This window comes from Bradyrhizobium sp. U531 (assembly GCF_051710265.1).
GTDB lineage: Bacteria > Pseudomonadota > Alphaproteobacteria > Rhizobiales > Xanthobacteraceae > Bradyrhizobium.
Genome location: NZ_JASVEN010000001.1, coordinates 12,791 through 26,270, shown reverse-complemented (window position 1 = coordinate 26,270; position 13,480 = coordinate 12,791). Strand labels below are relative to the sequence as shown.

Sequence of the window (13,480 nt, the reverse complement as noted above, 5' to 3'; positions counted from 1 at the left end):
GGCGAACTCAACGCGCGGCCGTGCGGCCGAACAGGCCGTTCGGACGCCAGATCAGGATGACGATCATCATGGTGTAGATCACGAAGGGTCCCATCTTGGGGACGTAATACTTGCCGGCGACGTCGCCGATGCCGAGCAGGAGCGAGGCCAGAAACGGGCCCGTGATCGAGGAGGAACCGCCGACGGTGACCACGATCAGGAAGTAGATCATGAATTTCAGCGGGAAGTACGGGTCGAGGCCGAGGATCTCGGCGCTGAGCGCGCCACCGAGGCCGGCGAGCCCGCAACCGAAAGCAAAGGTGAAGGCGAACACCTGCGGCACGTTGATGCCGAGGCCGCTCGCGGCACGGGGATCGTCGACCGCGGCGCGCAGGCGGCTGCCGAACCGGGTCTTGGCCAGCACCATCTGCAGGCCGATGGTGAGCAGGCCGCAGATCACGATGATCATCAACCGGTAGCGGCCGATACCGACGCCGAACACGTCGAACTGGCCCTGAAGCGCCGCCGGCAGGTTGATGAAGACGCGCGAGGAGCCCTGGATATAGTCGACGGCCGCGACCGACATGAAGGTCAGACCGATGGTGAACAGCACCTGGTCGAGATGGCTGCGCGAATAGAGGTGACGGTAAAGCGTACGCTCGAGCGCTATGCCGATCGCGGCCGACGAAACGAAGGCGAGCGGCAGCGCGGCGAAGAACGGCCAGCCCATCCGGTTGACCAAGACCATGCAGACATAGCCGCCGGCCATGGCAAAGGCGCCGTGGGCGAGATTGACGAAGTTCATCAGGCCGAGCGTGACCGCAAGCCCGCAGGCGAGGACGAACAGCAGCATGCCGTAGGCAACGCCATCGAACAGGTTGGTGAGGATTGCGGTCATCGTCTCAGCTTGGTTAGGGCGTCATGGCCGGGCTTGTCCCGGCCATCCACGTTCTTGTCCAACGCCCGCGTGGATGCCCGGGTCAAGCCCGGGCATGACGAGAGTGGTGGGCGAGATCCCGGGTTCGCGCTAATGCGCGCCCCGGGATGCCCCGCTTTCGCGGGTCACTTCTTCGTCTTGCCGAGATCCTTGACGGCTTCGAAGGTCGCGAACTCGACGTTGTAGAGCTCGCCGTCAACCTTCTCGACCTTGCGGATGTAGATGTTCTGAACGATGTCACGCGTCTCGGGGTCGATCGAGATCGGGCCGCGCGGGCTTTCCCACTTCTGGCCCTTCATCGCCTCGATCAGCTTGTCGCCGTTGGTGTCGCCATTGGTCTTCTTCAGCGCTTCGTAGATCAAATGGATGCCGTCATAGCCGCTGACCGCCATGAAGCCGGGACGGTTGCCGTACGCCTTCTTGTAGGCGGCGACGAAATCCTTGTTCATCTGCGAGGGGTGCGCCGCGGAGTAGAGATGCGCGGTGACCGTGCCGAGCACGGCGTCGCCCATGTTGTTAAGCAGGTCGTCGTCGGTGACGTCGCCCGGTCCGATCACCTTGATGCCGGCCTTGTCCAGGCCACGCTCGGCATACTGCTTCATGAAGTTGCCGCCCTGACCGGCCGGCACGAACACGAAGATCGCGTCGGGCTTGGCGTCCTTCATGCGCTGCAGGAACGGCGCGAAATCGGGATTGGCGAGCGGCGTCTTGACCTCTTCGACAACCTCGCCGCCACCCGCGGTGAAGTGCTGCTTGAAGAAGTTCAGCGCATCATTGCCCGGCGCATAGTCCGAGGTCAGCGTCGCCACCTTCTTGATGCCGTTCTTCACCGCCCAGTCGCCGATGATGGTCGAGGACTGCGCCAGCGTGAAGCTGGTGCGAACGATGTAGGGCGAGCGCTCGGTGATGATCGAGGTTCCCGCCGCCATCACAACTTCAGGGATCTTGGCCTGGGTGGCAAGCGGCGCGGCTGCGAGCGCCGCCGGCGTCACGCCGAAGCCGGCGATGAAGTTGACCTTGTCGTTGACGATGAGTTCCTGCGCGGCCGTCTTGGTCTTGTCCGGCACCGCGCCGTCGTCCTTGAGGATGATCTCGACCTTCTTGCCGGCGACGGTGTCGCCCTTCTGCTGCATGTAGAGCTTGATCGCGTTCTCGATCTGCTTGCCGGTCGAGGCCTGGCCGCCGGTCATCGGCAGGATCAGGCCGATCTTGACACTGTCCTCGGCCTTGGCGGGCGCGACAGCCGCGAGGCTTGCGATGGCGGCCGCCGCTGCGGTCCGCGAAAATATCTTGCGTTCGAACATCAGATGTCCCTCCCCTTCATTCCTGACTCTTGTGCCCTGGACCGAGTGCCCGGCCCTTGCCTCAACTTAGCCCACGCGCGAGTGAAATTCGCGAGCCACATGGGCGTCTTTCGCGCCCTTCTTGTCAATCGGACGTTCGGCGACCCTTCAGCGCAAGCCGTGCGTTCCGATGGCCCGCCGAGCGAAGCGCCGCCACCGGTTACGTCGGAGTAACCCGAGCAGTTCACCCACGCCCGTCTTCATTTGTACGAATGTACAAAGAAAATGGACTTGTCAACGAAAACCCCTGCCGCCGACCACGCCATGTTGTCGCGAGCTGGGCGGCGTAGTCTAGAAACGGCGGTAATGGGGTGGATGAAGGATTTCGTCTTTCCCTTGCAGAATTCAGACATCGCTGCAGAACGATAGACCTCTGCCCGGTAATAAATTACCTGTCCTCGAATAAGTCTATTTTACCTTGTTGAAGGCTAACCTGATTTCCGCCGGCTCATGCCGGCGTCCCATGACCGAACGCGTGCACGCTCCCAAAATGTCCAAGACCTTTCGTTCCGCCGTCGTCCTCGTTGCACTTGTCGCGGGAGTGGCCGGCTGCGGAACCGTCAGCGAGAGGCTCTCCGCTGGCATGGGCGACTCCATCCCGCAATGGGCCGGCGGCCTGCCGGCCGATGCCCCGCCGCGGCCGGGAACACCGCAATACGACGCCTATATGAAGGAGCGTGAGCGCAAGCGGCTGCTGCCGGCAGCGGATCGCGAAAAGGAAGAGCAGGCGCAGAAGGGCGCGACGGGGACGACGTCGGCCGGCGCGGTGCGGTAAGGTTCCGGGTTCGCGCTTCGCGCGCCTGGGAATGACAGGCCTAATCCACGAACACCACGGTCTTGCGGCCGTTCAGGATGACGCGATCGTCGAGATGGTAGCGGATCGCGCGGGCGAGCACGCGGCGCTCGATGTCGCGGCCCTTGCGAACGAGATCCTCGGGCGTATCGCGATGGCTGATGCGCTCGACGTCCTGGTCGATGATCGGGCCTTCGTCGAGGTCGCGCGTGACGTAATGAGCGGTGGCGCCGATCAGCTTGACGCCGCGCTCATGCGCCTGGTGATAGGGTTTTGCGCCCTTGAAACCCGGCAGGAACGAGTGATGGATGTTGATGCAGCGGCCCGAGAGCTTGGCCGACAGATCATCCGACAGGATCTGCATGTAGCGGGCAAGCACGACGAGATCGGTCTTCGTCTTGCCGACGATGTCCATGATCTGCGCTTCCTGCTCGCGCTTGGTCTCCCTGGTGACCGGGAGGTGATGGAACGGGATGTCGCCGAAATCGAGCCCGGAATAGACCTCGCGCGGATGGTTGGAGACGATGCCGGTCAGCGTCATCGGCAATTCGCCGGTGCGCCAGCGATAGAGGATGTCGACCAGGCAGTGGTCGGACTTGGACACCAGCAGCATCACCTTGAGATGCGCGGCGCGGTCGCGCATCTGCCACTCCATGCCGAAGCGCTCGGCGATCGCCGCAAAGCCGGTCTGCAGCGCCGACAGTTCCACGGCGAGATCGGCTGCGGTGAACACCACCCGCATGAAGAACTTCTTGGTCTCGATGTCGTCGAACTGCTGGGCATCGAGGATGTTCTGTCCGTTGTGGGCGAGAAACGTCGACACCGCCGAGACGATGCCGGGCCGATCCGGACAGGACAGGGTCAGAACATATTGATGATCGGGCATGTTGATGAACGGGCTTGGCTCTGATGATTGTGCAGCGGAACGCGCCGCGATTTGCGCCCTGCTCTAGCACCGACGCTGCCCTTGCGCCAATCCCGGACGAAGAGTCAGGATGAACGGACGATTGCAATTGATGACCGGAGCATTCCCATGGCCGACCGCCTGAACGGCTACCGCATCCTGATCCTGGAGACGCGCGAGGAAGCGCAGTTTTCCAAGCTTCTGGCCGAGCAAGGCGCCGAGGTCGTGCAGTGCCCGATGTTCACCATTCACGATGCGCCCGACCCGGCCCCGGTCGAGGCCTGGATCCGCCGTACCATCGAGAGGCCCCTCGACGATCTCGTGCTGATGACCGGTGAAGGGCTGCGGCGGATCATGAAGCTCGCCCGCGCCCGCGGCCTCGACGCCGCCCTCGTCGCGGCGCTTGCCAAGACACGGAAGTTCATCCGTGGCCCGAAGCCCGGCAAGGCGCTGCGCGAGCTCGGGCTGGACGCACAGCAGACGACCGAGAAGCCGACCACCGAGGGCGTGATCGAGATGCTAGGCAAGCTCGACCTGAAGGGCCGACGCCTCGGCCTGCAGCTCTATCCGGACAAGGACCACAGTGCGCTGACCGGCGCGCTCGCCGCGCAAGGCGCCGAGGTCGACACGGTGCTGCCCTATGCCTACGACGCCACGGCTGCGGATGCCAACATCGTCGCCGCCGTCGACGACATGGCCGCCGGGCGGATCGACGCGCTCGCCCTCACCAATCTGGGCCAGGTCCGCCGCCTGATCGAGGCGGCGAAGACGCATGGCAGCGAAGCCAAGCTGCGCGCCGGCCTCGAACGGACCCTGATTGCGTCGGTCGGTCCGGCGGTGTCCGGCGAGCTCGCCGCACACGGCCTGCGCACGGACGTCTCGCCGGCGGAAGACGCCTATTTCATGCGCCCGCTGATCTCGGCGATGGCCGCAGCTCTCGCAGAGCGCAAGCCGGCCGCGACGCGCTGATCCAGCGGGCCGCTACATCGCGGCATTGCCCACCAGCACGAACGGGGCCCAGATGCCCGGCTGCGCATTCGCGCCGCCCTTCGCGATCAGCGCCGAGATCGAGCGGCGCAGCGCCTCGGCGCGGCCGATGTCGGGATGTGCGTTGAGGGCATCGATCGTGCCTGTCGTGATGACCACCGCCGCATCCGAGTTGACCGCCCAGTGCGAGACCAAGAGCGCGCGCGTGCCCGCATAGAAGAAGGCTCGTGCGAGACCTGAAAATGCCTCCGAATTGGCTGCCTGCCCTCCGGCGGTGTTGCAGGCCGACAGGATCACCCATTCGGCATCGAGCTTGAGGCCCGAAATCTCCGACGAGGAGAGATAGCCGTCATCGGCTGGCGTCGCGGCCGCCGGCGGGCTCAGGATCAATCCGGGCTCGATCGAGCCGCGCACCTGCCCCGCAAGCGCGCCATGCGTCGCGAAGTGCAGGATGCGATATTTCGCGAGATCGCCGCTCTGGCTGAGCGCCTTCAACCTCGTCTCGGAAGCGTCGTTGGCGAGCACAACGTCGCCTTTGACTGGCGCGAAGGTGCCAGCCACCGCACACAGTTCGAGCGCGGTTTCCGGCAGCGGCATCTGGCGCTTGAGCTGCGCAATGTCCGCCGCGCCGCCTGATAGCGCGTCGACGGCACGCACGCTGCGATGCGCGACCTTGGCGGCCTGCGTCGGGATGACGGCGCAGGTCTGGATCTGGCGCGCCAGCCTGGCCCGCGCGATCGAAAGATCGCTGCGGCCATCGCCGTCGAGCGTGGGATTGCCGACGCCGAGGAACGGCTTCGACGCGACGCTTCTGCGCGCGACCTCGCGCAGGGCCTTGAGGCTGGAAACGGAGGGCAAGACCGTGGTCGCAAATCGCTTGACCAGCCAGGGAGCCTTGGTGAGGTCTCCACCCGCGACAGGCTTGTCCGTCAACAGGACCTGGAAAGGCAGCGTCGCCAGTGGGCCTGACGGCACCAGGATCAGTTCCTTGCCGTCGATGTCGCGCGCGACCGGCCCGAGCAAGGCCTGGTAAAGCGCAAAGGCGCGCTCCTGATCGAACGGCAGAGGCTCGTCTGCGCCCAACGGTGTCGTGCGGCCGAGCTTCTGCGGGCACGTGGATGCCTTGTCCAACCATGCCTCCGCGTCGAGACCACAGCGCAACGCGCCGACGGCCTCCTGGATCTGCTTTTCGCCGAGATCGGCTGCGTGCCAGCGCAGACCCGAGCGCGTCACCGTCCAGACGAAGGTGGCCCGCGACGTCGTCGTGAACAGCACCATCGCCTCATTGGGACGGAGCTGCTTCTGGACGTCCTCGATCGCGAGCGGCGTCTTGGTTACCAGCGCCGCATAGTCCGGAAACTGGGTGGCGATCATGCGATCCAATTCCCGGATCTGACCTGCAATGTCCGCGGCGCGGGCACGAAGCGCCTGCTCTGCAGCCGCATCGCGCGCGGCATTGGCTTGCGAGATTGCCGCGACCAGCAGCTTGTCGGTCGCCATCGCCTGTGCGCCGAGATCCTGCCGCTCGCGGACGCGGGCGGCGAGATCCCCACGGCCATCGGCGATGCGGGCCGACATCCCCGCGATCGCCCGCGCGGCCTGCTCGTCACCGATCCATTGTGCCGTCTCGAACGCCTGCGATCGCAATGCGCCGCTCTGCTCGCCATTGGCGGCACGCGTGAGATTGTAGGCGGCAGCGATCAGGCCCGGATATGGATTGGTGTCTTCACGAGCCGCGAGGCCGCTACGGCTTTCCTCGCCGAACGCCGCGGCACGGCGGCCGCTCTGGATCGCAACTGCGCGCGCGAACGCATCGCGCGCCGGCTGCCAATCCTTCAGCGCGAGGAAATAAGAACCGAGATTGGCAAAGCTGCTCGCAACATCAGGATGCTGCTCGCCGAGCGCACGAAGGCGGATGTCCAGCGCGCGCCTCAGCAGCGGCTCGGCCTCTTGCGCCCGGCCGGTGCTGTCAAGAATGACAGCCAGGTTGTTGAGGCTATTGGCGACCAGCGGGTGAGATTGGCCGAGCGCGGCTTCGCGTATGGCGAGTGACCGCCGCGCGAACGGTTCGGCCTCGGTATAGCGGTCGCCGTCGCCCATCAGCGTCACCAGATTGTCGAGAGCGATTGCGACGTCGAGATGAGCCGCACCGAGGGCCTTCTCGCGAATGGCGAGCGATTTGCGCAACAGTTGCTCGGCCTGAAGCTTGCGATCGAGGTGGCTCCGGGCCTCCGCGAGATTGTTCAGCGCCGTCGCCACGTTCGGATGCGCCGCTCCGAAGGACTTCTCCTGAATGGCGAGCGCCCGTGTCAGCAGTCCCTCGGCCTCGGCATCGCGTCCCTGGCGTGAAAACACCAAAGCGAGATTGTTGAGGCTCGCGGCGACGTCCGGATGATCGGGCCCGAGCGCCTTCTCTCTGATGGTGAGGGCCCGGCGGGCCAATTGCTCGGCGTCCTGAAGCCGCCCCTGCGCGCGCCGCAACTCGCCGAGATTGCTCAGCGTCGCGCTGAGATAGATGCTGTCCGGACCGTGCTGCTTCTCCTGGAGCGCGAGCGCTTCAGCAAAGTTCGCCTCGGCTTCGTGCAACCGGCCTTGTGCACGATTGACCTCCGCGATGTTGTTGAGCGTCACCGGGATCATGATATCGGCCTGTCCCGGAGACTTCCTGAGGACGGCGAGGGCGCGGCTGAACAGGTCGAGCGCCTCCGCCTCCTTCATCTGACGATGACGCAGATTGCCGAGTTGCATGCGTGCCAGCGCCGTCGTGAGATGGTCGGAGCCCAGCACGCTCTCGTCGATGGCGACGGCGCGCGACATGTCCCGATCCGCCTCGCTCAGCCGGTTCAGCCCGAGTTCGATCTGGCCGAGCGTGCCAAGCACGGCGGCGACATCGGGGTGATTTGGCGCGAGGCTCTTCTCGCGAATCGCGAGCGCCCGCCGCAGCACGGCTTCGGCTTCAGTGGTCTCGCCTTGGGTCTGAAGCGCCTGGCCGAGCACGACCAGCGTGGTCGCCGTCAGCGGCGACTGCCGCCCCGAAGTTTTCTCGGCCTCACCGACGAGCTTGCGTGCCAGCCCGACCGCCTCGCCATAACGGCCCTCCTTCGCCAGCGACGTGATGCGCTGCATCAATGTCAGCATCTCCTGCGGGCCCGCCCGGCAGGGCGACACGGCCACGCTGACGAGAAACAAGGAACCCAATAGGCGCGCCGTCAAACCCTGCCACGATACCAACATGCCGCGATTGCTCCATCCCGCGCCCCGCCATCTGCTAGGGCCACAGCAAAATGAAGACTGTGTGACCGCGCCGGCAAATTCCGGACCGAACAACAGGGCTTAGCCAGGGGATGCGGACAGTGCGGCAGGCACCCGGCGAATCGTGCGGCGTCGAGCATGCGGCCATGCGGCTGCTACAATTGACACAGAAGCCGCCAGCGCTACGGTGACGATTGGAAAGAACAAGAACAAGGCTAAAGGAATCGCCGTGACCCGAGCCATCGCGCCTTGAGCACCGCCTTACGACCTTCTGCGCTCGCGCCGTTCCGCATCCGCAATTACCGCTTTCAATGGCCGTCGGATCTGCTCACCTCCTGGGCGTTCGAGGTCGAGACGCTCGTGCTCGGCTGGTACATCATGGTCGAGACCGGCTCGGTGCTGCTGCTGACCGTGCTTGCCTCGCTGCAGTTCGTCGGGACCCTGGTCGCGCCGGTGTTCGGCATGATCGGCGACCGGTTGGGCCATCGCGATCTCCTGGTCGTGATGCGTCTTGCCTATACGGTGCTGTCGTCGACCATCATGGCTCTGGCGCTGAGCGGTCATCTGTCGCCGCTGAGCGTCATGATCATCGTCGCGGTCATGGGCCTGATCCGCCCTTCGGATCTCGGCGTCCGCGGCGCGCTGCTCGCCGAGATCATGCCGGCCGAGCAACTGGTGGGCGCCATCAGCGTCGCGCGCACCACCCAGGACAGCGCGCGCATTGCCGGGGCGCTGACCGGCGCCGGGCTGTTCGCCCTACTCGGCATCGGCTTCGTCTATGTGGCGATCGCGTGCCTTTACTTCACGGCTGCGCTTCTCATGCTTTGCCTGACCCGGCCGAAAAGGACCGTCACCACCAGCGATCTTCCCGCCAACAGCCATGCCATTTCGCGGCTGTTCGGCGACCTCAAGGAAGGCATCGTCTACGCCTGGAACGGCCCCGGCATGCGCGCGGCGCTGTGCGTCGCCTTCCTGGCCAATCTCACCGCGTTTCCCTTCACCGGTGGACTGCTACCCTACATCGCGCGGGAGATCTTTCAGACCGACCAGACCGGCCTCGGCTATCTCTCGGCGAGCTTCGCCGTCGGCTCGCTGATCGGCTCCATCACGCTCAGCCTCGTCAGCGGACTGCGCATTGCCCGGCTGCTGATCGGCGCGACCCTGGCCTGGTACGCCATGCTGCTGATCTTCGTCGAGGTCAGGACCATGCCGGTGGCGATGTCCTGCCTCGTTCTCGCCGGCATTGCGCAGAGCATGTCGATGATCTCGGCCGCCGTAATCCTGATGCGGACGGCGAGTGCGCATCTGCGCGGCCGCGTCATGGGCGTGCGCATGATGGTGATCTATGGCCTGCCGCTCGGATTGCTCGCCGCCGGCAGCCTGATCGACGTGATCGGCTATTCCGCGACCGGTTCGCTCTATGCCGCCTCGGGCATCGTCGCGATGCTGGCGATCGCGATCCGCTGGCGGGCGGATCTCTGGCCGGTCCACGCCCCTGCCAATGCGCGGTGACGGCTGTTCCTAATCCCCGTAGCCGCGCAGCCGCTCGATATCGAGGATGGTGACGCCACCATATTCCAATCGCAGCAGTCCCTCCTTCTCCAGCCGGTTCAGCGCGCGATTGGCATTCTGGCGGGACATGCCGGAAAGCGCGCCGATCTCCTCCTGGGTGATCTCCAGATGCGCGCTCGATTCCGGATAGAGGATCGGGTTGAACAGCGAGGCGATGCTGCGGGCAAGGCGCGAGGTCGCATCCAGCGTGCGATTGACCTCGAGCATGCCGATGAACTGGCCGAGCCGTTCGTTGAGCTGGCGCACCAGGAAGCGGTTGAAGCCGACGCTGTTCTCGAACAGCCACATGAAGGCACTGCGTTCCATGAGCGCGACGCGGCTGTCGCGCAGCGCCACCACGTCATAGCGGCGCGGCTCGTTCTTGAGCACGCTGCCCTCGCCGAACCAGGCTCCTGCCGTCAGCCCGGCAAGGCTGGTCTCCTTGCCATCCCGCGAGACCCCGCCCATGCGGGCAAGGCCGCCCACCATTCCGGCCCAGTAGGCGAACGTGTCACCGCGCATGAAAACGGTCTCACCGGTGCCGTAGGACCGCTCCGTGATCCCGGCGCGCGCGACCTCGATCTCCGCTTGCGTGAGCTCGCGCGACCAGGCGGCGACGCGCTTCAGATGATCTTCTGAAATCATGATCTCGCGGCCAGCCGCACCGTTTCGTCACTCCGCATTCTGCTGCATTGCAGCAAGTTGATTTCGACCGCCATCCGACGAAAGATGAAGGCCGCTGCCGCCCCGCAAACTTTGTCGCAGAATTGTCAGCCGGGAGACATTTCAAAATAGCGCTTTCCCCTATTGAGGACCACCTCGGGCGATGCGGCTTTTGATCCCTTCCGGGACGAGAGTGGCGCGGCTCCGGTCGAGACCATCTGCTGCATGGCCTCACCGGCAACGCCGTACTAGGATCGCCGGGCAGGAACGGACGAAGAGCGCCGCTAAAAAGCGCCATCACCGGGAGGGATTCGTTTGGTGGCTACCAGTCTTGAAGTGCGCGGCGTGTCCTTGCGATTCGGCGGTGTCCGAGCACTGACCGATGTCGGCTTTGCCATCAGGGACGGCGAGCTGTTCTCGATCATCGGCCCCAACGGCGCTGGCAAGACCTCGATCGTGAACTGTATTTCCGGTCGCTACAAGCCGACCGAAGGCCAGCTGTTCTACCAGGGCCGCGACATCACCGGCCTGACGCCGAACGCCCGCGCCTCGCTCGGCATCGGCCGCACCTTCCAGAACCTCGCCTTGTTCCACCACATGAGCGTGCTCGACAACATCATGGTCGGGCGCCATCACCTGTTGAAGAACAACTTCTTCACGGGGTCGCTGTACTGGCTCACCGGTGCGCGCAAGGAAGAACTCGAGCACCGCCGCAAGGTCGAAGAGATCATCGACTTCCTCGACCTGCAGTCGGTGCGGAAAGCGCAAGCCGGCACCCTCTCCTACGGCCTGCGCAAGCGCGTCGAGCTCGCCCGCGCCATGGCGCTGGAGCCGCGCCTCATCCTCCTCGACGAACCGATGGCCGGCATGAACTTCGAGGAGAAGGAGGACATGGCCCGCTACATCGTCGATCTCAACGAGGAGTTCGGGATGACGGTGGTGATGATCGAGCACGACATGGGCGTGGTCATGGACATCTCCCATCGCGTCATGGTGCTCGATTTCGGCAAGAAGATCGCCGAAGGCGATCCGGCGATGGTGCTCGCCGACCCCCACGTCAAGCGCGCCTATCTCGGCGAAGAAGACGATGTGCTAATCGATCCCGACGATGCTCCTCCGGCGCAGGAGAGCGCGGCATGATGGATTACGCAGGGCGCGTCGCCCAGGCCGACACCTATCCCAAGATGCTCCGGCTCAATGCCCGGGAGTATGGCAGCGAGATCGCATTGCGCGAAAAGGATCTCGGGCTCTGGCGCGTGTTCACCTGGAACGACTACCAGACACGCGTGCGCGACTTTGCGCTCGGTCTCCTCGAGATGGGCCTCGGCCGCGGCGACGTCGTCGGCATCATCGGCGACAACCGGCCGGACTGGGTCGCGGCGGAAGTGGCGACGCATGCGATCGGCGGATTGAGTCTCGGGCTCTATCGCGACGTGCTGGATGAAGAGGCCTCCTATCTGCTCAATTACGGCGAGGCGCAGCTCGTCTTCGCCGAGGACGAGGAGCAGGTCGACAAGCTGCTGGCGCTGGCCGAGCGCGCGCCGAAGCTGAAGCACATCATCTATTCCGACCCGCGCGGGATGCGGAAATACGAGGATCCCAGGCTGATGTCGGCGGAGAAATTCGCCGAGCTCGGCCGCGCCCGCGCCGCGCGCGAGCCGGAGCTTTACGACAGGCTCGTCGATGCCACCAAGGGAGAGGACGTCGCGATCCTCTGCACCACGTCGGGCACCACGTCGCATCCGAAGCTTGCGATGCTCGCCGCCGGCCGCGTGCTCGGCCATTGCGCGACCTATCTTGCCTTCGACCCCAAGGGACCGGACGACGAATACGTCTCCGTGCTGCCGCTGCCGTGGATCATGGAGCAGGTCTACGTGCTCGGCAAAGGCCTGCTCTGCCGGATGAAGATCAACTTCGTCGAAGAGCCGGATACGATGATGAACGATCTGCGCGAAATCGCGCCGACGTTCGTGTTGTTCGCACCCCGCGTCTGGGAATCCATCGCCGCCGACGTCCGCGCCAAGGTGATGGACGCCACGCCCTTCAAGCAGCGCCTGTTCGACGTCGGTATGAAGACCGGCCTCGCCGCGCTCGAACAGGGCAAACGCTCGGGCTATGCCGACGCGATCCTGTTCCGCGCGCTGCGCGATCGCCTCGGCTTCACCCGCCTGCGCTCCGCCGCGACCGGCGGCGCGGCGCTCGGCCCCGACACCTTCAAGTTCTTCCAGGCCATGGGCGTGCCGCTGCGCACACTCTACGGCCAGACGGAACTGCTCGGGGCCTACACGCTGCACCCCGAGGGCAAGGTCGATCCTGATACCACCGGCGTGCCGATGGCCGACAATGTCGAGATCCGCATCGACAATCCCGACGTCCACGGCGTCGGCGAGATCGTGGTGCGGCATCCCAACATGTTCCTGGGCTACTACAAGAACCCGGAGGCGAGCGTCGCCGACATCAGGGACGGCTGGATGCTCTCGGGCGACGCCGGCTATTTCAACGCAAACCAGCAGCTCGTCGTCATCGACCGCATCAAGGATCTCGCCGAGACCTCGCGCGGCGAGCGCTTCTCGCCGCAATTCATCGAGAACAAGCTGAAGTTCTCGCCCTATATCGCCGAAACCGTGGTGCTGGGCGCCGGCCGCGACGCGCTCGCGGCGATGATCTGCATCCGCTACTCCATCATCTCGAAATGGGCGGAGAAGAACCGCCTCTCCTTCACGACCTACAGCGACCTCGCCTCGCGGCCTGAGGTCTACAAGCTGCTGCAGAAAGAGGTCGAGACCGTCAACGCAACATTGCCGCCGGCCCAGCGCATCTCGCGCTTCCTGCTGCTCTACAAGGAGCTCGACGCCGACGACGGCGAGCTCACCCGCACGCGAAAAGTGCGCCGCGGCGTCATCAACGAGAAGTACGAAGGCATCATCGACGCGATCTACCGCGGCGATGCCGACATCCCCGTCGACACCGTGATTCGCTTCCAGGACGGCACCACGCAGCGCGTCCGCACGACGTTGCGCGTGGTCGATCTGGGGATGCCTGGGCACATGGCGGAGGCTGCGGAGTGACAC

The 13,480-nt window shown here is 65.0% G+C and carries 10 protein-coding genes; 5 read left to right on the top strand and 5 right to left on the bottom strand.

Features of this window, described 5'->3' with window-relative positions; genetic code table 11:
• Positions 1-7 precede the first annotated feature (7 nt).
• Together QRQ56_RS00120 and QRQ56_RS00115 are read right to left on the bottom strand one after the other, a co-directional pair.
• Entirely contained in the window at positions 8-877 is an 870-nt protein-coding gene (locus QRQ56_RS00120) for a branched-chain amino acid ABC transporter permease (RefSeq protein ID WP_438736638.1), read from the bottom strand.
• A gap of 164 nt (positions 878-1,041) precedes the next feature.
• A complete protein-coding gene (locus QRQ56_RS00115) occupies positions 1,042-2,220 on the bottom strand; it encodes an ABC transporter substrate-binding protein (RefSeq protein ID WP_438736637.1) in 1,179 nt (392 codons plus the stop codon).
• A gap of 529 nt (positions 2,221-2,749) precedes the next feature.
• On the opposite strand from QRQ56_RS00115, the gene QRQ56_RS00110 reads away from it, so the two are divergent.
• Positions 2,750-3,034, top strand: a complete 285-nt coding sequence (locus tag QRQ56_RS00110; RefSeq protein ID WP_438736635.1) for a hypothetical protein — start codon at positions 2,750-2,752, stop codon at positions 3,032-3,034.
• Between the two features lie 40 nt (positions 3,035-3,074).
• On the opposite strand, the gene purU is transcribed toward QRQ56_RS00110, so the two are convergent.
• Positions 3,075-3,938: a formyltetrahydrofolate deformylase gene (gene purU, locus QRQ56_RS00105; protein WP_438736633.1), complete on the bottom strand. Its 864-nt coding sequence runs from the start codon at positions 3,936-3,938 to the stop codon at positions 3,075-3,077.
• A gap of 147 nt (positions 3,939-4,085) precedes the next feature.
• Between purU and QRQ56_RS00100 the strand changes: the two genes are divergently transcribed.
• Positions 4,086-4,925, top strand: a complete 840-nt coding sequence (locus QRQ56_RS00100) for a uroporphyrinogen-III synthase (protein WP_438736631.1) — start codon at positions 4,086-4,088, stop codon at positions 4,923-4,925.
• A gap of 12 nt (positions 4,926-4,937) precedes the next feature.
• On the opposite strand, the gene QRQ56_RS00095 is transcribed toward QRQ56_RS00100, so the two are convergent.
• Complete coding sequence (locus QRQ56_RS00095) at positions 4,938-8,069, bottom strand: tetratricopeptide repeat protein (protein WP_438736629.1); 3,132 nt, start codon at positions 8,067-8,069, stop codon at positions 4,938-4,940.
• A 375-nt stretch (positions 8,070-8,444) separates the two neighbouring features.
• On the opposite strand from QRQ56_RS00095, the gene QRQ56_RS00090 reads away from it, so the two are divergent.
• On the top strand, positions 8,445-9,707 hold the full coding sequence (locus QRQ56_RS00090) for an MFS transporter (RefSeq protein ID WP_438736627.1): 1,263 nt from the start codon (positions 8,445-8,447) through the stop codon (positions 9,705-9,707).
• 9 nt (positions 9,708-9,716) lie between these two features.
• Here QRQ56_RS00090 and QRQ56_RS00085 read toward each other — a convergent pair whose 3' ends face one another.
• Positions 9,717-10,391: a Crp/Fnr family transcriptional regulator gene (locus tag QRQ56_RS00085; RefSeq protein WP_438736625.1), complete on the bottom strand. Its 675-nt coding sequence runs from the start codon at positions 10,389-10,391 to the stop codon at positions 9,717-9,719.
• Positions 10,392-10,727: 336 nt separating this feature from the next.
• Here QRQ56_RS00085 and QRQ56_RS00080 point away from each other — a divergent pair, with 336 nt between their 5' ends.
• Together QRQ56_RS00080 and QRQ56_RS00075 are read left to right on the top strand one after the other, a co-directional pair.
• Entirely contained in the window at positions 10,728-11,549 is an 822-nt protein-coding gene (locus QRQ56_RS00080) for an ABC transporter ATP-binding protein (RefSeq protein ID WP_438736623.1), read from the top strand.
• Positions 11,546-13,477, top strand: coding sequence for a long-chain fatty acid--CoA ligase (locus tag QRQ56_RS00075; protein ID WP_438736621.1), 1,932 nt, complete (start codon positions 11,546-11,548; stop codon positions 13,475-13,477). The genes QRQ56_RS00080 and QRQ56_RS00075 overlap by 4 nt, the downstream gene beginning before the upstream one ends.
• The last annotated feature ends 3 nt before the right edge of the window (positions 13,478-13,480 follow it).